General features: G+C 58.7%; 26 protein-coding genes. 10 read left to right on the forward strand and 16 right to left on the reverse strand.

What is annotated here, in order from left to right; genetic code table 11:
• Positions 1-125: 125 nt before the first annotated feature.
• The 4 genes from fliP to fliF are packed head-to-tail and all read right to left on the reverse strand — an operon-like array spanning position 126 to position 3,427.
• Complete coding sequence (gene fliP / locus SM764_RS04870) at positions 126-872, reverse strand: flagellar type III secretion system pore protein FliP (protein ID WP_065272122.1); 747 nt, start codon at positions 870-872, stop codon at positions 126-128.
• Complete coding sequence (locus tag SM764_RS04875) at positions 869-1,165, reverse strand: FliM/FliN family flagellar motor switch protein (RefSeq protein ID WP_065272123.1); 297 nt, start codon at positions 1,163-1,165, stop codon at positions 869-871. The genes fliP and SM764_RS04875 overlap by 4 nt, the downstream gene beginning before the upstream one ends.
• Positions 1,158-1,757, reverse strand: a complete 600-nt coding sequence (locus SM764_RS04880) for an ABC transporter ATP-binding protein (RefSeq protein WP_369001181.1) — start codon at positions 1,755-1,757, stop codon at positions 1,158-1,160. The genes SM764_RS04875 and SM764_RS04880 overlap by 8 nt, the downstream gene beginning before the upstream one ends.
• Positions 1,757-3,427: a flagellar basal-body MS-ring/collar protein FliF gene (gene fliF / locus SM764_RS04885; RefSeq protein WP_065273660.1), complete on the reverse strand. Its 1,671-nt coding sequence runs from the start codon at positions 3,425-3,427 to the stop codon at positions 1,757-1,759. The genes SM764_RS04880 and fliF overlap by 1 nt, the downstream gene beginning before the upstream one ends.
• Positions 3,428-3,545: 118 nt before the next feature.
• Here fliF and SM764_RS04890 point away from each other — a divergent pair, with 118 nt between their 5' ends.
• The 9 genes from SM764_RS04890 to SM764_RS04930 all read left to right on the forward strand — a co-directional run bounded on the left by SM764_RS04890 (position 3,546) and on the right by SM764_RS04930 (position 13,456).
• Positions 3,546-4,064, forward strand: a complete 519-nt coding sequence (locus SM764_RS04890; RefSeq protein ID WP_065272125.1) for a flagellar basal body-associated FliL family protein — start codon at positions 3,546-3,548, stop codon at positions 4,062-4,064.
• A gap of 9 nt (positions 4,065-4,073) precedes the next feature.
• A complete protein-coding gene (locus SM764_RS04895; RefSeq protein WP_274829376.1) occupies positions 4,074-4,529 on the forward strand; it encodes a hypothetical protein in 456 nt (151 codons plus the stop codon).
• On the forward strand, positions 4,529-5,149 hold the full coding sequence (locus SM764_RS04900; RefSeq protein WP_065272127.1) for a MotE family protein: 621 nt from the start codon (positions 4,529-4,531) through the stop codon (positions 5,147-5,149). Before SM764_RS04895 ends, SM764_RS04900 begins: the two co-directional genes overlap by 1 nt.
• Positions 5,150-5,240: 91 nt before the next feature.
• Positions 5,241-6,110: a flagellar motor stator protein MotA gene (motA, locus tag SM764_RS04905; protein WP_065272128.1), complete on the forward strand. Its 870-nt coding sequence runs from the start codon at positions 5,241-5,243 to the stop codon at positions 6,108-6,110.
• Positions 6,107-8,638 carry a tetratricopeptide repeat protein gene (locus tag SM764_RS04910; protein WP_369001182.1) on the forward strand — a complete coding sequence of 844 codons (2,532 nt, stop codon included), beginning with the start codon at positions 6,107-6,109 and terminating at the stop codon, positions 8,636-8,638. The genes motA and SM764_RS04910 overlap by 4 nt, the downstream gene beginning before the upstream one ends.
• Positions 8,639-9,169: 531 nt before the next feature.
• Entirely contained in the window at positions 9,170-11,203 is a 2,034-nt protein-coding gene (gene flhA / locus SM764_RS04915; protein ID WP_420480638.1) for a flagellar biosynthesis protein FlhA, read from the forward strand.
• The gene (locus tag SM764_RS04920; RefSeq protein WP_065272130.1) at positions 11,200-11,979 is read left to right on the forward strand and encodes a flagellar biosynthetic protein FliR; all 780 of its coding nucleotides are present in this window, start codon (positions 11,200-11,202) and stop codon (positions 11,977-11,979) included. Before flhA ends, SM764_RS04920 begins: the two co-directional genes overlap by 4 nt.
• Positions 11,976-13,061 (forward strand): flagellar type III secretion system protein FlhB, encoded by a 1,086-nt coding sequence (flhB, locus tag SM764_RS04925; RefSeq protein WP_065272131.1) that lies wholly within the window; start codon positions 11,976-11,978, stop codon positions 13,059-13,061. Before SM764_RS04920 ends, flhB begins: the two co-directional genes overlap by 4 nt.
• A complete protein-coding gene (locus SM764_RS04930; RefSeq protein ID WP_065272132.1) occupies positions 13,061-13,456 on the forward strand; it encodes a hypothetical protein in 396 nt (131 codons plus the stop codon). Before flhB ends, SM764_RS04930 begins: the two co-directional genes overlap by 1 nt.
• Before the next feature lie 182 nt (positions 13,457-13,638).
• Here SM764_RS04930 and SM764_RS04935 read toward each other — a convergent pair whose 3' ends face one another.
• The 9 genes from SM764_RS04935 to SM764_RS04975 are packed head-to-tail and all read right to left on the reverse strand — an operon-like array spanning position 13,639 to position 18,221.
• The gene (locus tag SM764_RS04935) at positions 13,639-14,151 is read right to left on the reverse strand and encodes a flagellar basal body-associated protein FliL (RefSeq protein WP_368948541.1); all 513 of its coding nucleotides are present in this window, start codon (positions 14,149-14,151) and stop codon (positions 13,639-13,641) included.
• 8 nt (positions 14,152-14,159) lie between these two features.
• Positions 14,160-14,900: a flagellar basal body L-ring protein FlgH gene (flgH, locus tag SM764_RS04940; protein WP_065272134.1), complete on the reverse strand. Its 741-nt coding sequence runs from the start codon at positions 14,898-14,900 to the stop codon at positions 14,160-14,162.
• On the reverse strand, positions 14,897-15,316 hold the full coding sequence (flgA, locus tag SM764_RS04945; protein ID WP_065272135.1) for a flagellar basal body P-ring formation chaperone FlgA: 420 nt from the start codon (positions 15,314-15,316) through the stop codon (positions 14,897-14,899). The genes flgH and flgA overlap by 4 nt, the downstream gene beginning before the upstream one ends.
• Positions 15,316-16,101 (reverse strand): flagellar basal-body rod protein FlgG, encoded by a 786-nt coding sequence (gene flgG / locus SM764_RS04950; protein WP_065272136.1) that lies wholly within the window; start codon positions 16,099-16,101, stop codon positions 15,316-15,318. Before flgG ends, flgA begins: the two co-directional genes overlap by 1 nt.
• 10 nt (positions 16,102-16,111) lie before the next feature.
• Entirely contained in the window at positions 16,112-16,825 is a 714-nt protein-coding gene (locus SM764_RS04955) for a flagellar hook-basal body complex protein (RefSeq protein ID WP_065272137.1), read from the reverse strand.
• Complete coding sequence (fliQ, locus tag SM764_RS04960; protein WP_065272138.1) at positions 16,825-17,097, reverse strand: flagellar biosynthesis protein FliQ; 273 nt, start codon at positions 17,095-17,097, stop codon at positions 16,825-16,827. The genes SM764_RS04955 and fliQ overlap by 1 nt, the downstream gene beginning before the upstream one ends.
• A 3-nt stretch (positions 17,098-17,100) precedes the next feature.
• Positions 17,101-17,397, reverse strand: a complete 297-nt coding sequence (gene fliE, locus SM764_RS04965) for a flagellar hook-basal body complex protein FliE (protein WP_065272139.1) — start codon at positions 17,395-17,397, stop codon at positions 17,101-17,103.
• Between the two features lie 26 nt (positions 17,398-17,423).
• On the reverse strand, positions 17,424-17,816 hold the full coding sequence (gene flgC / locus SM764_RS04970; RefSeq protein ID WP_065272140.1) for a flagellar basal body rod protein FlgC: 393 nt from the start codon (positions 17,814-17,816) through the stop codon (positions 17,424-17,426).
• A gap of 15 nt (positions 17,817-17,831) precedes the next feature.
• On the reverse strand, positions 17,832-18,221 hold the full coding sequence (locus SM764_RS04975; RefSeq protein WP_274831686.1) for a FlgB family protein: 390 nt from the start codon (positions 18,219-18,221) through the stop codon (positions 17,832-17,834).
• A gap of 87 nt (positions 18,222-18,308) precedes the next feature.
• Between SM764_RS04975 and SM764_RS04980 the strand changes: the two genes are divergently transcribed.
• A complete protein-coding gene (locus SM764_RS04980; protein WP_368948597.1) occupies positions 18,309-19,640 on the forward strand; it encodes a FliI/YscN family ATPase in 1,332 nt (443 codons plus the stop codon).
• Positions 19,641-19,762: 122 nt separating this feature from the next.
• Here SM764_RS04980 and SM764_RS04985 read toward each other — a convergent pair whose 3' ends face one another.
• The 3 genes from SM764_RS04985 to flaF are packed head-to-tail and all read right to left on the reverse strand — an operon-like array spanning position 19,763 to position 21,354.
• Positions 19,763-20,578, reverse strand: coding sequence for a DUF1217 domain-containing protein (locus tag SM764_RS04985; protein WP_369001183.1), 816 nt, complete (start codon positions 20,576-20,578; stop codon positions 19,763-19,765).
• Positions 20,575-20,979, reverse strand: a complete 405-nt coding sequence (gene flbT / locus SM764_RS04990; RefSeq protein WP_065272142.1) for a flagellar biosynthesis repressor FlbT — start codon at positions 20,977-20,979, stop codon at positions 20,575-20,577. Before flbT ends, SM764_RS04985 begins: the two co-directional genes overlap by 4 nt.
• 3 nt (positions 20,980-20,982) lie before the next feature.
• Positions 20,983-21,354, reverse strand: a complete 372-nt coding sequence (gene flaF, locus SM764_RS04995) for a flagellar biosynthesis regulator FlaF (protein WP_274829380.1) — start codon at positions 21,352-21,354, stop codon at positions 20,983-20,985.
• Between the last annotated feature and the right edge of the window lie 55 nt (positions 21,355-21,409).

Consider the following 21,409-nt stretch of genomic DNA (forward strand, 5'->3'; position numbering starts at 1 on the left):
AAGGAATCGAGGATTCGAGGATCTTCTCCAAAAACAAACTGAGCGCGTCACGGAACATAACATAAAAGGCCCCCCGAATCGCTGTTCGGAGGGCTGAGATCTGTCTTGATTGTCTGCCAGTCTGGCTAGGATGGATAGTAACTGCGTACCAGGGCGGTTGCGATCAGGCTCCAGCCGTCGGCGACGACGAAGAACGCCAGTTTGAACGGCAGTGAGACCACTGCCGGTGGCACCATCATCATACCCATGGACATCAGGATAGCGGCGACCACCAGGTCGATAACCAGGAAGGGGAGAAAGACCAGAAAGCCAATCTGAAATGCCCGCGCGATTTCCGACAGAAGAAAGCTGGAGACCAGAACAGACAGCGGCGCATCGGCTGTTGGATCGATCCCTTGGGTGGCTGGGCGCAGATCTGCGATGGCATAAAAGGTGTCTGGATCCAGCCGGTTTGCCATGAAGGCTCTGAAGGGTTCCAGCCCCCGGGTAATGCCGGTTTCGACGTCCACCTGTTCTTCGATCAACGGGCTGATCCCGTTCACCCAAGCTTCGTTGAATACCGGCTCCATCACGAAATAGGTCAGGAACAACGCCAGGCTAATCATCAGCATGTTTGGCGGCGCCTGCTGCAGACCCATGCCCTGGCGCAGGATCGACAGCACCGTTACGAGGAACGGAAAGCAGGTAACCATGATCAAAAGGCCGGGCGCGAGGCTCAGCACGGTGATCAGCAGAATCAGCTGGATGGACCGCGCCGAAATCGACTGTCCATCCGCCAATGACAGGCTCAATTCTTGAGCAACGGCGGCCTGCGGCAGGGCCAGCGCCAGAAAAAGCGCCAGCGCCGCATAGGCGATAGGTTTGTGTGTCATCCCAGCCCGTTTTGCAGATCGGCAATTTCGGTCAGGCGCACGGCAAGCTGGCCAGCCTGATCGCCTTCCATTTCTTCCAGCTGACCGCGGGCGACCAGACGATCCCCGACATAAAGGTCAACCGGATCCTCGACCCGTTTGTCCAGAGTCAGGATCGCGTTTTCGCCAAGGTTGACCAGATCGCGGATCAGTGGCCGGGCCTTGCCGACCGAAACAACCACTTCCACTGGAACCGATACGAAGGGGTTGCTTGCATCGGTGGCTTTCATATTGAGTTCGGCTGCATTATCCATACTGGCTGTCCTCTCTGACATGATAGGTAAAGGCGTCGATCGAACCATGAATAGATTCGAGCAGCGCGGAGCTGTTTAGTTCGCGTTCGGAGGCGCCGACACGCAGATAGGCCTGACCTTCGGCCAGGGTATCGTCTTCCTGAACTTTCACCGGAACCGAGATGTTTTCTGCAACAAGGGCACGGACCGCATGGCTTTCGCTCGGCGACACCACGATCTGCATCGCCTGATCGGTCTGGAACCGGGCCATATCGGTCAGTTGATCAACGATGTGGTGGCCAAAGGTGGCTGACATCGCATCCGGCAGGACCGAACTGGTCAGTACCTTGAACATCGGGTCCAGCGATTCGATGAGCTGGGCCTGGGCCTCGTGGTAGGTAAAGTTCAGGTCTTCAAGCGAACTGGCCAGCGTGGCCGAAATCCGCGTTGTTTCCTGATCCTTTGCGCTGATGGCGTCTTCCCAGCCAGCGCTGTATCCCTTTTCAAAGGACACCAGCCTTTGTTCTTCGACGGCCTCCTCGGAAAGCCCGGGGTCGGGGGCTTCGACGGCTGAACCGCCGCCGAAGTCTTCCAGAAGGTGCGTGATACTCATCAGACTCGTTCCTCGTTCTCTTCCAGCCAGCCGCGCAGAATCTGGACGGTTTCTTCCTGACGTTCACCGATCATGGAGCGTAGCCTGTCGACGGGGTTTTCGCCGCCACCACCCAGTGCGGGCAGTCCGCCCAGGTCGTCCAGGCCGCTACCCATGCCGGGCATATCGCCAAGTGGAGCAAAATCGCCGCCCATGTTGTCTTGGATTTCTCCGTCCAGGGCGAGATTCGCACCCATGTCCGGGTTCGACATGAAGTCGCCACCTCCGCCCAAGGCGGGCAGATCAGGCAATGCACCGCCGGTAGGTGCGCTCAGCGCGGCGACAGAGGATCCTTTGTTGGACAGAATCGGGCGGACAACGAAGAGGCCAAGGATTAGGGTAACCAGTGCCAGGGCCCCCATCTGGATCAGCGACATGGCGTCGAAATACAGATTGTCCATGAAGGAGCTGGTTGCCACCGTGCCCTGCGGCTCGACAGAGGGAAGATCCATCGACTTCAGGGTAATCACATCACCGCGGTCCGCGTTAAATCCGACAGCGGCCGAAATCAGCTCGCGCAGGGCTTGCAGTTCTTCTTCGGGGCGCGGTTCGAAGACGGTTTCACCGGCTTCGTTGGTCGCCATGCCACCGTTGACCAGCACCGCGACGGTGAGACGCTTGATGGCACCGGGGCCGCGCACGATCTCTTTTTCGGTTTCAGAGATTTCGTAGTTTACCCGTTCCCGCGTTGCGCTGGTGTTCGCCTTGGAACCCTGGCCTGATGCAGCATCCCCATCGGGAATATTCGAGGCGACGGTCACCTCTCCGGCCTGGTTCTGAGACGAGTCGGCGCGTTCTTCCACATCCGTGCTGATCGCAACACGGCTTTCCGGGTCGACCCGCTTTTCGCGGATGGATTCGGTGTCGGTTACGGTCTCGACACTGACTTCAACCACTGCGTTGCCATGGCCGACTCGGGCCTCAACAAGGCGCATGACCCGATCGCGGATGGATTGCGACCTGTCATCGGAGCCTGCACCCGCTGCTGCTGCAGCCTCGGTGGATCCGATCAGGGCACCATTGGCATCGATGACGGCGACGTTTTCCACCGCAAGGCCGGTGACGGCCGAGGCAACCAGAAAGCGAATCGCGTTGGCCTGCGCCGGTGTAATGGGCGACCCCATCGGCACCACGGATACCGATGCGGTGGCATCTGCGGTCCGCTGGAAAGGATTCGTTCCAGTATTGGCAATATGGACTCGCGCTTGGGTGATATGCGGGCTGCCGACGATGGTCCGGGCCAACTCGCCTTCTTTTGCACGCCAGTAGGCGGCATCGAACATCTGCGAAGTTGTTCCGAACCCGCTGAGCGAATCGAGGAGTTCGTAACCGCGCCCGCCATTTGCCGGAAGCCCCTCGCTTGCCAGGGTCATCCGAAGCTCGTCGCGTTTGTCCGAGGGCACATAAATAGAGCCGCCGCGGACTTCATATTGGATGTTGCGCTGCTCAAGCGAGCTCACCACATCTCCGGCCGTGCCGCTTTCCAGCCCGGCGTATAACAATTGCATTGTTGGCTTGGTTGCCAAATTGGACATCGCCAGGATGCTGAGAATCACGGCCAAAGTCGCGCCAATTGCGATCAGGCGCTTCCGCGTATCCAAACCTGCCCAGACATTCTTGATCTGCTGCACATTAACCTCCGTCGCACCGGCGTTCTGTCCGGCGTGCAACCTTTTTGAACGAACGGCCTTAACATTCGGTTAGTTCCTCACGGGTTATGAAGAGGAGCACGACGTTTTAGGGATAGCCATGACAGACGCTGTAGTAGATACAGAAGAACCAGCCAAAAAAAGCAAAATGCCCCTGATTATTGGGGTTGTGCTTGCGGTAGCTGGTGCGGGCGGCGGATTCTTCGCCGTTCAGTCAGGCCTTCTTCCTTTTGGTCACAAAGCAGCGCCCGAATCGGCGCATATGACCGAAGAGGCGCCAGAAGGCGTGGATAGTGGTGAGACGGCAGAGGATATTGCCAATCTCGCCTTCATCGAAATGGAACCGATTGTAATATCGCTGCAAAGTCCCAGCGGCATTCGGCATTTGCGGTTCCGTGCACAACTAGAGGTCGATCTGGCCCATCAGGCCGAGGTCGAAAAAGTCCTCCCACGAGTTGTCGATGTTCTGAACAGCTATCTACGCGCTTTGGAGGTTAAGGATCTTTCCGATCCGATGGCCCTGCCAAAACTGCGCGCACAGATGCTGCGGCGGATCAATATCGCGACCGGACAGGGTCGCGTGAGGGATCTGCTGATCATGGATTTCGTACTAAACTAGGAGGACAGGATGGACCTTATTGCTGATATCCTGCTTGCAGCCGGAGCTCTTGGAGCTGGTTTCTATTGTCTGGTGCTGTCGCGCCGGTTGAAACGGTTCAACGATCTGGAAAAGGGCGTCGGCGGTGCCGTCGCGGTTCTTTCGGCGCAGGTGGATGACCTGAACAAATCTCTCGTATCGGCCCAGAAGGTGTCGGATGGCTCCAGCAAGGCGTTGGAACAGCTCACCGGACGCGCAGAGACGGTTGCCCAGCGGCTGGAGCTGATGATGGCCTCGATGCATGACATGCCCGAAGCCGCAGTGCCCGAAGCGCCGCAGCCCACAGCCCAGGGTACCGAAGAGCACGATGCTCTGGCGGAAGCCTACGGATCGCAGGGTGAGCCGGAAAAACCGGCCGAGGATACGTCCAGCTCCTCCGGCCTGATGTTTGTCCGTCACGCTCGTGGTCAGAATCGGGTGGCGTGATGAGCGAGAAGAAAAAGAAATCAAAGAAGGGCGCTCGCGCAAAAAGCGGCACCCTGATGATGATTGCATTGCTGCTGATGGGGTCAGCGATTCTTCGCCTCGGTCTCGACGCAGGTCCGGCGATTGCTCGTGAAGTTGCCAGCCTTCAAAAGGAAGGCAACGAAGATCACGCAGATAAAGGCGAGATGCGCAGCGAATCGATGCCGTCTTCGGCAGAGCTGCAGGCGATGCTGGCTGCGTTCAAGGAACGCGAAGCGGCTCTTGCAGCCCGCGAGGCTGAAATCGAGGACCGTATGAAGGCGCTGGAGATCGCGGACCAGGCGATCGACACCAAACTCGCAGCGCTTCAGGATGCCGAGGAGAAGCTGAAATCCACTCTGGCCCTGGCCGATGGTGCGACCGAGGCGGATGTGGCCCGGCTGACCACCGTCTACGAACAGATGAAGCCGAAAGAATCTGCGGCACTGTTTGAAGAGATGGATCCGACTTTTGCGGCCGGATTTCTGGCGCGCATGCGTCCCGAGGCAGCAGCTGGCATCATGGCCGGTCTGAGCCCCGAAGCGGCCTATACGATCAGCGTTGTGCTGGCCGGAAGAAATGGCGCCGTACCGACGGAATAACTTGGGCCGGTCGAACTTGGCCCAGTTGATTAGTCTTTTTTAATCAGACTCACCTAAGCTTCTATAAAGCAACACAATTCGGAGTGAACCTGTGATCGGGATTATAGGTATTGTCGTCATCTTTGCCATGGTTTTTGGCGGGTATCTGATGGCTGGCGGCAAGATGGGCATCATCCTGAAGTCGCTTCCTTTTGAGCTGATGATGATTGGCGGGGCAGCGGTCGGTGCCTTTCTTATCAGCAATGACATGAGCGGTATCAAACACACGCTCAAGGATGTTGGGAAAGTCTTCAAGGGCCCCAAGTGGAAGCCGGATGATTACCGGGATCTGCTGTGCCTGCTCTTTTCCCTGATCCGGATCGCCCGTGCGAACCCGGTCGAGGTGGAGCAGCATATCGAAGACCCGGAAAATTCGTCGGTGTTTAACAAATACCCTAAAATCGTGGCCGACAAGGAGGTGGTGAACCTGATTTGCGACACCATGCGCTCGGCCTCGATGAACTACGACGACCCGCATCAGGTCGAGGAAGTTCTGGAAAAGCGGATGGAAGCCAACCTGCATCACGCCATGCACGGCAGCCACGCGCTTCAGACCATGGCAGATGGCCTGCCGGCCCTGGGGATTGTTGCGGCGGTTCTGGGTGTGATTAAGACCATGGCCTCGATCGACCAGCCGCCAGAGGTTCTGGGCAAGATGATCGGCGGCGCCCTGGTCGGTACCTTCCTTGGCGTGTTCCTGGCCTATGGCCTGGTTGGCCCCTTCGCCAGCAAGGTCAAATCGGTGACCGAGGAAGACGCGCATTTCTATCAGCTGATCCGCGAAGTACTGGTGGCCAACCTGCATAACCACGCGGCAGCAATCTGCATCGAGGTCGGGCGTCAGAATACCCCGTCTCACATCCGCCCCGGTTTTTCGGAACTGGAAGAAGCTCTCAGATCGGTGAAACAGGACGCAGCATGATTTGGCGCGCACTCGCGATAACTGCCACAGTTTTGGCCAGTCTTCTGGTCTCGGGCGAAGCCCGGGCCCAGACGATCGTGGCCCGCTCAGGTGAACACGACGGATTTTCCCGGCTGGTTATGCGTCTGCCGAATGGGGCGGACTGGTCTCTGACCCAAAGTGGGCGAAGTGCGACATTGAACATCGGCGCCCGGGACATCGTTTATGACACGTCCCGCGTTTTCAACCTGATCCCGAGGGACCGGTTGCAGGCCATCGGGCAGGCCGCGCCCGGGCAGCCGTTGCGGATGGATCTGGGCTGCAACTGCGAAATCCGGTCTTACGTGCAACGCGATGGCTATCTCGTGATCGATATCCGTGATGGCAACGATGAACCAGTCTATTCCACGGCAGGCAGTGGTGCCGCCGTAGGCAATGGTCGGCCCTTCGTGCCCTCCCTTCCTTTGCAAACCGCCGAGGAGCCGAAAACCGAGCAACCGACATCCGGTTACCGGTTCAATCTGGGACAAAGCGCCATCGCGGATGCCCGCCTGGCGCTGGATCTCGCTGCTGCGGTGGAACGCAGCGCACCACCCGCGCCAGCAACCAGTACAACTCGTGTAGAGGCGCCCGTTGCCCAGTCCGAAATGCACGCCGCAACGAGCGCCGAACAGTTACGTCTGCCGACGCTATTGCCGTTGGAGCCGCGTGCCGAAGCAAGCAATGTGCCGACGCCGGATCCCGTCAAGGCCAATATGGGCGAGCCGCAGGAGCCGATGACGTTGCCGGAAGTGAATCTGCTTCTCGATATGGAAGAATCGGCCCGCGCTGCGACCGTGAACGCCTCTGAACAGCGCCTGCTGCGTCAGATTGGCCGGGCCGCGAACCAGGGTCTTTTGGACATCGCCATCGCAGGTGGGCAGATCGATGCCGGACAGCGGCAGATCAATCCGCTGGACCGGGATGGGCGCCCACTGGATCCACTGGATAATATCTCCATTACATCCGCAGTCGATCGGGAGGCGGGGCTTCTTGCCCGCGCCCGTGACGAAGAGGATGAATCCGAATTGTGCCTGCCTGATCATGGTATCGCCGTATACAACTGGGGCAATGACAGCTCCTTTGCCGATCAGGTGGGACCGCTGCGCAGTGCGTTAGTTCGCGAGTTTGACGACGTTAATCCGGCAGGTGTGCTGGCCTTGGCGAAACTCTACATTTTTTTCGGCTTTGGCGCCGAAGCCAAGGCGATGATCCAGGCCATGCCCGAGGACCGGCTGACACCGGAAAACAAAAATATCCTGAATGCTTTGGCGGATCTCGTTGAAGGCGAGACATTGCCGATAAACCATCCGTTTTCCGGACAGCAAATCTGTGACGGCGACACTACCCTGTGGTCGGTATTGGCGGATGGTGAAATCAAGAAAGGTGCCAATACCGATGCCATTCAGCAGGCGTTTGGGCGTTTGCCTGTACATCTGCGGGTGCACCTTGGCCCCAAGGTTAGTTCTCTCTTTTCCGAGGCAGAGCAATATCATGTAGCCGGGGCGATCCTGAGGTCGGTGAACCGGACCGGTGTTGATCACGTGCCGGAATTGAATATGGCCGAGGCCGCGATTGCGGATCTGGAAGGGGACACGGAAAAGGCCGCGGAAAAACTGACCGAAGCTGTTGCGGAACGCACAGAGAATACTCCGGTTGCCCTGATTGAGCTGATTGCGCTCAGCTATAAGGAAGACAAGGCTCTGTCGCCGGACGTGCCGGATGTTGTCGGCTCTTATGAGCACGAGAATCGCGACGGCGAACTGGGGGCGGATCTGCGCAAGGCCGAGATCACAGCCCTGGCGCTCACCGGACGTTTCCACGATGCATTCCAAGAGCTGAAGGAACTCAGCAACCGCGATGGTCCGGCCGCCCGCACGGCCGCTCTGGAACCTTTGATGACTCTTCTCACAGAGCGCGCGGACGACGTAACCTTCCTTCAGTATGCGCTCGTCTTTGCGATGCAATCCACCGCCAGAGAAGCGGCGCCGGTCGCAGATATCATCGCGCGCCGGTTGCTGGATCTCGGATTTGCAGAGCAGGCCATGTCCCTGCTGAAGAAACTGGCGCTGGAGCCCGAAAACGAGAAACGCCGCGAGATGCTGGCCGAAGCAGCTCTGGCGTTGAATAAGCCTCAGCGGGCTCTGGTTGAACTGATGGGGCTGGAGAGTACCGAGGCCAACCGTCTGCGCGCCGAGGCGCTGTGGCGCAATGGTGAATACGGCCGGTCGGGTGAATACATGCAGGTCGCAGAGGACAAGAACGCGGCGGCCCGCGGCTTCTGGCACTCCGAGAACCTGGAAGCGATCCAGTCGTTGGAAGCGGATGAGGGAACTCCGTTCCGGCAAGTTGCCGACATGACCACAGAAATCGGCGAGACTGCGAAGGATCCCGAAGGTCTGACACCGCTGGCCCATGCCCGTGCACTTGTCGAAAGCAGCCAGGGCACCCGCGGCGGGATCGAAGATCTGCTGAAACAGCTGAAAGCCGCACGCGCTGAAACAGAGTAATCGAAGGCTCCTTTAGATCATGGACCGCTCTCTTTTGAGGGCGGTCTTTGCGTTGGGCGATAACGGTTTGTAAACCGTCTTTGCCTAGCTTGAACCGCGGATGAATCCGCAATTGGAACGGGCAGAATGCCGGAAAAACAACATAGAATACGCCTGATTGGGCGGCGGCGCTTTGGGCAGCCGTTGCACCTTGAGCAGGTCCCGCCGTCCTTGGGTGATTCTGCTTCACTCGACAGGCTGCGCCCCGGCGACACGGCTGTCGCTTTCTCCGCTTTCTCAACGCTTGAACAGGCAGGGGTTGGTCTCCCCCGCACGAACAGCTGCGCGCTGCGTCCTTCCCGTTCGCTACGCTCGCGGCGGCGGTCCAGGACCGGGCAGCTGCCCTCTGCCGTGCGGTCTTCAACATATTCCCAGCATGCCGTGGCACCTGCCCGGCCTGCACTGACATCTTTGAAATAGGGGACATTACAGGTGCCCAAAATCACACCTCAACAGCTGTTTAGCCCCACCGTGCTGCTGGCGCTGGCATTGATGGCGATCATCGTGATGATGATTCTGCCGATGCCGTCCTGGGTGCTGGACGTTGGTCTTGCTGCCTCCTTTGGTCTGGCGATTCTGATCTTCACCATCACGCTGTTCATTGAAAGACCACTGGATTTCTCGTCCTTCCCGACGATCCTGCTGGCCTCTCTGATGTTGCGGCTGTCACTGAACGTCTCCTCCACGAAACTCATCATTGGTCAGGGTCACACCGGGACCGATGCGGCTGGTGATGTTATCCAGGGCTTTGCCCAATTCGTGATGGGCGGCAGTGTTTTCCTGGGCCTTGTGGTCTTTGGGGTGTTGCTGATCGTGAACTTCATGGTCATCACCAAGGGCGCGGCCCGGATGGCCGAGGTGGGCGCCCGTTTCGCACTGGACGGTATGCCTGGTAAGCAGCTGGCCATCGACAGCGATATGTCCGCTGGTGCCATTGACCATGCCACCGCCCGGGCTCGCCGTGAAAATGACCAGCGCGAAACCACATTCTTTGGCTCGCTTGATGGTGCATCGAAGTTTGTCAAAGGCGATGCGGTTGCCGGTCTGCTGATCACCCTGCTGAACCTGGTGATGGGTCTGGTGATGGGTGTTCTGGTGCATGGCATGCCGGTGGGCAGCGCCTTTGAAACCTACGCCATCCTGACCGTCGGCGACGGTCTGGTTTCGCAGATCCCGTCGGTGATCATTTCCATTGCCGCGGCCCTGCTGCTGGCGCGCGGCGGTGCCACCGGCGCCACCGATATCGCCCTGTTCGAACAGTTCGGCAAACACCCGGCGGCGTTGACCACCGTTGCGGTTCTGATGGTTCTCTTCGCGCTGGTGCCCGGTTTGCCGTTCCTGCCCTTCATCGTTGGCGGCGCGGCTCTGGGCTTTGCGGCGTATCGCATTCAGATGAAAAAACAGAGCGCCGAAGAGGCCGAGGTTGAAGAACAGCTTGAAGAGGCGGCCAATCCGGCGCCGTCCAAGGCGCTTGGTGATATTCTTGACCTTGACGATCTGCACCTGGAGTTCGCACCGGATCTGGTGAGCATGGTTCTGGATGAGGGCACCGGGCTGGATGCGCGGATTGCCAATATGCGAACCCATATCGCCACCAGTTTCGGTCTGATCCTGCCGGAAATCCGGCTGACGGATCAGGCGGATCTTGAGATGGGAACTTATGTGGTGAAGGTTCAGGGTGTGGAACAGGCCCGTGGCACGCTGCACCCGGATATGGTGCTGGCGTTGATGCCGGACAACCATTCGGCACTGCCGCCCGGTACCGATGTGACAGAACCTGTCTACGGCGCTCCCGCCCGGTGGATCGGAGCCCAGAATCAGGATGCGGCTGCCGTTGCGGGCGCGACCGTGGTAACGCCGCCCGAAATCCTGGCCACCCACCTGCTTGAGGTGATCAAACAGAACTTCTCGCGGCTGCTGACCCTGAAATCGCTGCGCCGTCTGCTGAACGAAATGACCGAGCTGTCGGATGCTTTCCGGGCCGAGGCAAACCGCAAGCTCCTGGATGATCTGGTGCCGGACAAGGTGCCAATGGACACGCTACATTCGGTGCTGCGCCTGCTGCTGGATGAACGCGTGTCGATCCGGAATCTGCCGCTGATCCTTGAAGCCATTGCAGAGGCACGGGTGCACACCACCCAGCCCGAACTGATCTGCGAGCACGTGCGTCAGCGCATGGGGTTCCAACTGGTGGCAGAGATGAAGCGCGAAGATGGTACCATTCCGCTGATCCAACTGGCGCCGGAATGGGAAGACACCTTCTCGACCTATCAGGTGGACATCCAGGGCGGGGGGATGGATATCGCGCTGCCGCCCGACATGTTCAACCGCTTGGCCGAAGGGTTGAGCGAGCGGCTCAACACGATTACCGAGCAGGGGATTTTTGCTGCGGTTGTCACCTCGACCCGCCGCCGCCGTTATCTGCGCACGATCCTGAAGTCGCGCGGCATTACCAACCCGGTGCTGTCCTTCGAGGAAATCGGGCTGGAGGCCCGCCCGGCGCTCGTGGGGATGGTGCAAGCATGAACCTGCTGGATCTTCCCCCAGGGCTGGTTGCGCTTCTGGGGGCGGGCTTCTGGCACGCGGCCATCGTGTTTTTACGGATCTCGGCGATCGTGTCCGTGCTGCCCGCCTTTGGTGAGCAATATGTGTCGATGCGGGTTAAATTGGCGCTATCCATTGCCTTTACCGCGATTGTGGCCCCTGCGCTGCCCGCAATCCCCGAGCCCACAAGCGCCTTGCAGTTTGCAGGGTACGCCGCCAGCGAGGCTGTCGTCGGGCTGGCGCTTGGTGTCGGGATCCGGTTCTTTGTTCACGGTCTCCAGACCGCCGGCACCATCGCCGCGCAAAGTACCTCGCTGTCGCAGGTGTTGGGCGGTATCGGCGCAGAACCGATGCCGGCCCTTGGCGCTGTTCTATTGATCTCTGGCCTGGCGCTGGCAGTGATGATGGGCCTGCACGTGCGGGTGGCAGAGTTCATGATCTATTCCTACGACGCCTTTCCGGCCGGGGTTTTCCCGGCGGCGGGCGGTCTTTCCGAATGGGGCGTCCACCGGGTTGCCAAAAGCTATTACATGGCATTTACCCTTGCGGCACCTTTCCTGATTACGGCGGTGATCTACAATCTGGCACTTGGCGTCATTAACCGTGCGATGCCACAGCTGATGGTGGCCTTTGTCGGGGCGCCGGTGATCACCTTTGGCGGCTTGTTTATTTTGATGGTCGGCAGCCCGGTGATCTTGGATGTCTGGGTTCGGGCGTTGATGACGTTCCTTGCAAATCCGGGAGGCAACATACCATGAGCGGTGGTGACGACGACTCAGATAAGTCATTCGAGCCGACGGCGCAGAAGCTTCAGAAGGCACGGGAAAAAGGCGAGGTTGCCAAATCCACCGATCTGTCGGTTGCGGCTGCCTATCTGGGGCTGGTCGTGGCTCTATATGTTTCTGGCAGTGGCATGGTCGAGGGCTTCGGAACGGTGCTGATATCCCTGTTGGATCAACCCGACCGGCTGGCCCAGCAAATGTTCACCGGCGCCGCAAGCGCCCCCGTCGGCGGGATCCTGATGGCTTTGGTGATACCTATTTTGCCGATCTTCATTCTGCCCTTTGGTGCGGTGCTGTTGTCGATCCTGGCACAGCGCGCGCTGGTCTTTGCGCCCAGCAAGCTGGAGCCGAAGATGTCAAAGATCTCTATCATTTCGAACGCGAAGAACAAATTCGGCCGTGCTGGATTGTTTGAGTTTCTCAAGAGCTTCGTAAAGCTAGTTCTCTATTCGATTTGTCTTGGTGTCTATCTTAGTTACCGGTTGCCAGAGATGATTGCCTCCTCCGGAACGGGTGCCTTTTCCGTCGTCGCGATGTTGGCGCAGCTGGGAATGGAATTTCTTATTATCGCCCTGTTGCTCGCATTGCCGGTCGGTGTCGTGGATGCGGTGTTTCAGCACGCCGAGCACATACGTAAGAACATGATGTCGCGCCAGGAAATCCAGGATGAAGTGAAGGATTCCGAAGGCGATCCACATGTGAAGGGGCAACGCCGTCAGAAGGGCCAACAAATCGCCATGGGTCAGATGATGGCTGATGTTCCCAAGGCCGATGTGGTGATCGTCAACCCGACCCACTATGCGGTTGCGCTGCAGTGGAGCCGGGAAAAAGGCTCTGCCCCGAAATGCGTTGCCAAAGGGGTGGATGAGGTTGCCGCCGCAATCCGGCGGGTTGCCAACGAACATGCGGTACCGATCCACAGTGATCCGCCCACTGCCCGGGCGTTGCACGCCACCATCGAAATCGGTGAGGAAATCATGGAAGAGCACTATGCTCCTGTTGCGGCGGCCATCCGGTTTGCCGAGGCCATGCGCCAGCGGGCGAAAGGAGGGGTCTGATGAAACAGAAGATGCTGGATCAAATGGCAGCGGTGACTGCGGCGCAATATCTGCGCGAACATGCGCGGGTGAAGCCGATTCTGGATGAGGAAGCCCGTTTGCGTGGGCAGCTTACCAAGCTGAACGCCCATGTGCAGGCCACACGCAGTGAAGCAGATGAAAACCACATGATGAAAGCGTTGGGCGCTGATCTGCTGTGGGAAGGCTGGCACACCCGGGCAAAGCGGGAACTGAACACCGAACTGGCCCAGGTCACGGCAAAGAAGCTGATGGCAATGGACAAACTGCGCAAATCCTTTGGCCGCAAGACCGCCATTGCGGACATGGCCAAGGCCGAACGCGATCTGCACAAGGCCGCGCGTATTAAGGCGCTGCAGGAAAAGTTGTTGAATTAAGTCCGGGTGCTGGGAGCGCCCGACCAGCTCTGAAACAAGAGCGGCGCGAAGAGGTCTCAGGCAAGGTCACACAGCTTTGGTGGCAGGCGAAACGTATTGGCGAAACGCAACAGTGACAGGCGAAACGCAAAAGGCCGGACCAATCAAGGTCCGGCCTTTTTGTTGTATATAGGTAAGTTGTATCAGACGTCTTGGCGGGTCATATCCATGATCAGGACGTCATAGACGTCACGTCCAAGCTGCCGCTGTGCGGCTTCACGCAGCGCCGTGCGTAGGGGGTGCATCACGTCAGAGCGAGTGAACGCGCCTTTGAAGCCGCCCATGTTTGCATGGTCAAACAGTACCTGCAGGAATACATCGCGTAGTTTGGGTTCAAAGGTGCGAATTTTATCCGCCATACCGGGTTTTGTTTCCAGGCTGAGAGTGATCACAACCAAAGAGGTCAGTTCGTCGTGTTCAACAACGGGAACGATGAACTGGTTCGGGATCTTGACGTAATCATGCTCTCCACCCTCCATGGACTCGGCGGCGCCATGCCCGTCGTCCATAGTTTCCGTCGGCGGGGCCATGTGTTCTTCCCCGGTTGAGGCCATTTCATGCTCGGGGGCCGGTTCGGGCGCCATCATGATCCCGGCGCCAATTCCAGCGCCGGTGCCCACAATCAGCAGGATGAGAGGCAGTATCTTTGCAAGCATGGTTTACCTCAGAATGGCAGGATGGCGTCCAGGACCTGTTGGCCGTAACGCGGTTGCTGCATGTCGGTGATCTGGCCGCGTCCGCCGTAGGACACGCGGGCCGACGCGATCTTGTCGTAGGTGATCTCGTTCTGGCGGCTGATATCCTGCGGCCGTACATAGCCGGACACTAGGAGTTCGCGCATTTCGAAGTTCACTCGCAACTCCTGCGAGCCGCTGATCGCCAAAACTCCGTTTGGCAGTACGTCAACCACGGTGGCTGCCACCCGCAGTTCCAGTTTTTCGCTGCGTTTCACCGATCCCTTGCCCGCAGCCGAGCTGGAGCTGCCAAGTTCCACCGCGTTCGAGGCGCTGGCTCCATCCGGAAGGTGACGATCCAGGCGCTGAGGCAGCCCCAGAAGCTGCGGCAGTGCCATGCTTTCCGAGCCGGAGCGGGAGCGCGCGGTGTCGTTCTTGATCTCTGCCGTTTCATCAATCTCGATGACCACGGTCATGATGTCGCCCTTCTTGATGGCGCGGCGGTCGCCCAGAAGGGACTGTTGCGAACCGCTCCACAAAGAGGCGCTATCGACAGCGCGCCGCGGTTGGCTGTCCTGCGGCAGGCCCTGCCAGAGCATCGCGACATGTTCGGAAGATTCATTGGCCGGCGAAAACGACGGTGGCTTGCCAAGGTGATCAGCCCGCCCACAAGCGCCGAGAATGATCAGCCCTGCCAGGGCGGCTTTGGAAGTGAATGCTGTGTGTTTCATTTTCGTACCTCGACGGATCCGTCGGCTGCTATGCGTCCGGTTACAGTGGTGCGTGATGCCAGATTCATCACGCGGATCAGTTCGCCCTCGGCGCCGCGTCCAAGCGCGCGCCCTTCGGCGGAAATGGAAAGCCCACCCTGAACGAAGGTCAGAATCACCATGTCGTTGCGCTCGACGATGGCCGGGGGGCCAACATCGCCGGGCCGCAAGGGGCGACCCGGATAAAGCGCAACGCGGGCTTCCTGACCGATCACCTCTTCGGGGTCGGACAGGGCACCCAGAACCTCGCCGGGTTTGAGCGCCAGATCCGATGCCGTCAGAATTTCCTTGGGGCGTACCGTGCGAACCGGGACCAGGATATCGGCCCAGGCGGTCTGCGCGATCAGCGTCACAAGGAGGGCGAGCTTGAGTTTCATCAGCGGACCTGTGTGGTTGCGCCCATCATCTGGTCGACTGCCGAGATGACCTTGGCGTTCATTTCATAGCCGCGCTGCGCTTCGATTAGTTCGGTGACTTCGCGCACCGCATCGACCGAACTGGCCTCCAGATAACCCTGGCGCAGGGTGCCAAGACCGTCTTCGCCTGCGGTGGCAACCAGAGGTGCCCCGGAAGCTTCGGTCTCAGTGAAGAGGTTGCTGCCGATCGCCTCCAGCCCCTTGGGGTTGGAGAAACCCGCGAGGGTCAGCTGGCCCAGGATCTGACCTTCGGCGGTTTCGTCGAAATAGGCGTAAACTTCACCTTCGGCGTTGATCGAAATGCTGCGGGCATCATCGGGAATGGTGATTTCAGGAGAAACGGTATAGCCGTCAGAGGTGACGATCAGCCCTTCTCCAGATTGTTTCAAGGCACCATCGCGGGTGTATGCGGTCTGACCAGAGGGCAGGGTGACTTCCAGATAACCTTTGCCGTCGATGGCCACATCCAGGTCATTGTTGGTTTCCTGCAGCGGCCCCTGCGACAGATGAACCGAGATGGCAGCGGGACGCACACCAAGGCCAACCTGAACACCGGTGGGAAGAACGGTCCCATCCGAGGCATTCACCGTGCCCGCCCGCGACACCTGCTGATAGTGCAGGTCGGCGAACTCCGCCCGCCGCGCGTTGTAGGCGGTGGTGTTCATATTCGCGAGGTTGTTCGAAATGGTTTCGACACGCAGCTGCTGCGCGCTCATACCGGTGGCCGCGATTTTAAGGGCACGCATGGTGTTTCTCCTACTTGATCAGGTTCTTGATGGCGGCGCGGATGCGCTCGTCTTCGGTTGTCAGAAAGCTTTGGCCCATTTCATAGGCCCGTTGGATTTCGATCATGCGCGACACCTGTTGAATGGCATTAACGTTCGATCCTTCGAGAAATCCTTGCAGGACCCGGCCTTCAAGCGCGGGTTCGATTTCGCCATCGACGCGGAACATCACCCCGTCTTCGCGGGACATGGTGTGCATCTCGACCGGCTTGAACAAACCGATCTGGCCCAGGGGCTGGCCATCGGCACTGAGCGTGCCGTCAGAGCCGACCTGGAAGGATTCGGCATCCGTCGGCACAAACAACGGTGCGCCACCGGCATCCATCACCCGGTGGCCATCCATGGTGACCAGATCCCCCTGGGCATTGGATGAAAACGCGCCGGAGCGGGTCAGCCGCTGACCTTGCGGGGTTTCGACCATGAAGAAGGCATCGCCTTCGATCGCAAAATCGAAGGTGCCGTTGGTCTTGGTCAGCTGGCCCTGCTCCATCGAGGTGTTGTGAATATTCGCGCGTGCCATCGACATGGATTGCTGCCCTGGCGCTGATTGCACGTATTCCGAAAAAATCAGCCCTTCGGAGCGATAGCCCGTGGTTGCGGAGTTGGCGATATTGTTCGCCACCACCCGCATTTCACGCATCAGGCCGGTTTGACGGGACAGTGTTGCATACCCTGCGGTTTCCATCACGAACCTCCGGAAATCATTGGAATGACGTGGCCGTTGAAAAACGCCACGAGTGTTTGTGTCATGAAGCCCATCGACATCCAGAAGACGATGAGGATCGCGACGAGTTTGGGCACGAAGGTCAGCGTCATTTCCTGGACCGATGTCAGAGCTTGAAACAGGCCGACGGCCAGGCCGACGACCAGTGCCACGACCAGAATCGGCGTCGACATCACCACGGCTGCCCAAAGGGCCTGCCGCAACGTGTCGTAGAAAACGCCCTCACTCATCATGGCTTAGACCGGCATCCGCAGGATTTCCTGGTAGGCTTCGACCACCTTGTTGCGGACGGTCACTGCGGTTTCTACCGCCAGTTCCGTTTGTGCCAGCGCCTGCACCAGCGCGTGGGGGTCGCCGTTGCCAGTCATGGCCTGCACGGACATCTGTTCACCCTGCTGCAGTGTGTTGGTGAAGTTTTCAAAGCTCGCCTTGGCCCGTTCACCCGGCGTGGCGCCGGTGAATTCCGGATCTGCCTGCGTTGCAGGGCGGGCGGCGGCATAGCCGGTTGCGGCGGAAAGAGTGCGAATATCCATTCTGGATCTCCTGGTTCAGGGGGAGTTTATTTTCTCAACAGGTCCATCAAGGACGAGGACATCTGCCGCGTCTGGTCGAACATTTTGAGGTTAGCTTCGTAGCTGCGCTGGGCTTCTCGGGCGTCTGCGATTTCGATCATCAGATCTACGTTGGAGCCCTTGTAGTGGCCGCTTTCATCGGCAAGCGGGTGCGAGGGGTCATAGACCTGTTCCAATTCGCTGCGGTCCAGCGACACGCGGCCGACCTTGACACTTTCGACATCGGTGTTGATGTCGCGCACGGCCTGGAACGGCACGGTCTTGCGGCGGTAACCGGGGGTGTCGGCGTTGGAGATGTTCTCAGATACGTGGCGCAGACGTTTGGCTTGGGCCTGAAGGCCGCTGGCGGTTACGCTCAGGGATTTGGCAAATTCGCTCATGGATCAGCCCTCGGTCTAGGTGGTGCGGATGCTGGTGCGCAGGACGTTCATCGACGACTTGTAGATCGCCAGTGCCCGATCGTGCTGGCGCTTCGTTTCGACCCCTTTCAGAATCTCTGTCTCGATCGAGACGGAGTTGTCGTTGGGGTCGCTGCCATCTACCGATTCTGTCACGGCCCAATCCATGCCGACGCCGGAGGCGCCATTCAGATGAGAGCCGCGGCTGGCGATCATGTCGCCGGGCCGTGCCTTTGCAGCGTAGACTTCCTTGAAGGGTTTGATGTCCTTGGCATGATAGCCAGGGGTGTCCGCATTCGCGACGTTCTGCGACACCAGAGCCTGGCGCTTACCCGCATGGGTCGCCATGGCATATGCGATTTTAAAAACATTCAGTTCCGTAAACACCGGGGCTTCTCCCTCGATCAATTTCAATCAAGGCTTAACCCCGATTCCTTTAGAAATTGTTGCAGGAAACAATTGGAGGCCAGGACAATGATTGCTGAGCTAAAAGCCATGACTGAAGAAATCGCCAGCAAACGACTGTCGACGCCGGTCGGGCGTGTGATTGGTATTGTTGGCGGTGAGATCGAGATTGCAGGCCTGCAGAATATCGCCCGCATCGGGGATCGCCTGGTGTTGCGTCGCGGTCCAAATGACGAACTTCATGGCGAGGTTCTGAAGATTGAAGCAAGCAAAATCAGTATGTTGTCAGACAAAACTCCGGATCGTGTCGCGATCGGGGATGCGGTTCTTCTCTATCCTGCGCCGCAGTTTGCACCAAGTGACAACTGGATCGGTCGGGTTATCGATCCTTTCGGAGAGCCTCTTGATGGGCGGCCATTGCTGCGGGGGTCACAAGCACGTGACCTGATGACGCCGCCGCCAAAAGCCGCCGGACGCCGCCATATGGGAGAGCGTCTGGATACGGGTTTGTCGGTGTTCAATACGATTCTCCCGATTGTGCGTGGTCAGCGGATTGGCCTTTTTGCGGGGTCTGGTGTTGGTAAATCGACGCTTTTGGCAAAATTGGCACAGCATATGGAGGCCGATGTGGTCGTCATGGCGCTGATCGGGGAGCGTGGGCGCGAAGTAAATCACTTTGTTGAGCAGGTTCTGGGGCCGGAAGGCATGCGCCGCGCGGTTGTTGTTGCCGCGACATCCGATCAATCGCCGCTGGTGCGACGGCGCTGTGCCTGGGCGGCGATGACGATTGCGGAACATTTCCGCGACCAAGGCAAGAACGTCCTGCTGCTGGCCGACTCGGTTACGCGTTTTGCCGAAGCCCACCGCGAAATCTCGGCGGCTTCCGGCGAAGCGCCGGCCCTGCGCGGCTTCCCACCCTCGGTCACGCCGCTGATCACGGGCATGTGCGAACGAGCAGGTCCCGGCACCGGAGACCAGGGTGATATAACCGCGGTCTTCAGCGTTTTGGTTGCCGGCTCCGATATGGATGAACCGATTGCCGACATCCTACGCGGGGTTCTGGACGGCCATATCGTGCTCAACCGCGAAATCGCGGAACGCGGCCGGTTCCCGGCGATCGATGTGTCGCGGTCGGTGTCACGAAGCCTGCCAGCCGCGGCGACCAAGGAAGAGAACGACCTGATCCTCGACGTGCGGAAATACCTCGGCTCTTATGAACAGTCCGAAGTCATGATCCGCGCTGGCCTTTATTCAGAAGGGACGGATCCGGTTCTCGATACGGCAGTGAAACTCTGGCCAGAGCTGGACGGCTTCTTTGGCCGCGACGACCCCAACGGTGTGAAGAGCAGTTTCGACCGCCTGAAACTGCTCTTGCGCCGCGCCGCAGCAGGCGCGCGTTGAAACGGACCTAGGCACGGCCGACGCGCCGTGCCTGGATGGTCTCAATAGGATGGTAAAAACAAAGGCGCCTGTCGAACAATACCGACAGGCGCCTTTTGCATGGTTTGGATGTGTCTTGTCGCCTAGGAGCCAAGGAGCAGCCGCAACGCGGTCGAGGCACTTGATTGCGAGGATTGGTAATCGGCAAGCTGCGCCTGAGCCAGGTAGCGTGTTGTCAGTTCTTCCATCTTTTCAGGATCGGCATAGACACCCAGATCGTCGGTCCCAAGAAAGTTCTGCGCGCGATCCTTGTAGATTTCGAGCTGACGGTCCACGTCCAGCTGAATAAAGCTCGGCGGCAGGTGGAACGTTGTCTGGAACATCTTCTGAAGGGCGGGCTGACCGATGATATTGTACCATTTGGTATCAATGGAGGTTGGCTCGCCGTCCTCGTTTAGGTCGGTTGCGATATTGACCAGTTCGCGCTCGGCAAACAGCGCAATCCGCATGGATTCGTTCTGTACGCCGACCGCGGCTTCGAAAGACTGGGTTTTGTTGGAGAAGATGATGTTCTCCATGTCCTCCACGGACCCGGTTTTGACTGTGTCACCGGGACCGAACCCGAATGCTTCGGTGAAGGCAACCCAGCGGTCGTCTCCCAATCTGTTCGCCAATGCATCATCCGCCGAAGACCCCTCCTCCAGAACCTTCTGGACGAGGGCCTTCATAGGGAGCTGATCGTCAAGGCCGAAAGCCCCCAGAGCGATGCCCAGCAAGCGGGTGTCTTTCACCAAATCGCCAGCTGTTTTGATATTTCCGATATTCTCGCGGAAATAGTCGCTCTCGCGTTTGAGCAGGGTGTCGTTGGAGAACGTTTCGAACTGCTTGTCGTAGGTCGCCTGCAGAATTCTCCATCCAACAATCCCGTCGGCGGGTATGATTGGCTGGTAGAGGATCATGACGGGCGAATGGCCATCAGGCGTTCTTCGCGCGGCAGCAAGGCCCGCAGCGCTTTCAGGCAGCGATAATGGTTGTCATTCAGCAGAGATTCCGTGGCCTCGGCCAATGCCGCACGGCTGTCGGAATCGGTGAAAACCTGACTGAGCTCTTCGATGCGGCGCAGCATCGGCAGGCGGTCTTCTTCGGGATTGCTGTCACCTGTCAGGACCAACTGCGCTGCATAGCAGACGCGGCGGACGGGGGTATTTGCCTCTTCGGGACGGATCGCGTCCCGGAGACGCAGGATGTTTGCGTCTGGAGTTACAATCGAAAGGCGGCTACGACGATCCCCGTTTTCAATAACAGCGCCGTTAACAAGAACGCGCTCTTTCGGGGCGAGTTTCAGAACAAGTCCACTCATATTTTAGGTTGCTCCACTGCGAAGGCCACGCATGATGGCTGTGTTGATTTCTACCAAGGGGCCAATTCCCGATTTACGGGAGAGTACTTGGCTGGTGTGTTGGCTTGTGAACGCTGCGAGATATACGATTTGTTCTTTAAGTTCTTCTGGAAGCCCATTGTCCGAGTCGGCGACATCCGAGCGGAAAATCTGCCAAAGTTTTCGGTTGTCATGGAGAGCTTCGGCAAGTGAAGTGAAGCCTTTTGACCCTTGTTTGGAAGCACTGATCATACGGTGCGTGATCCGGGCGATTGCCTCGAACTCCAGGTCTTTTGGTGTGCGGGTCGGGGCTTTCGCCGCCGAATAGGCGCGCTTCGCATTCAGAAGGGCATTCACGTGTTATCCTAACGTACTATTTCTTCAGGTTCTCTGAGAATAAAGGACCGGGGCG

It is taken from the genome of Pseudophaeobacter sp. 1A16562, from assembly GCF_041008785.1.
Taxonomy (GTDB): Bacteria; Pseudomonadota; Alphaproteobacteria; order Rhodobacterales; family Rhodobacteraceae; genus Phycobacter; species Phycobacter gallaeciensis_A.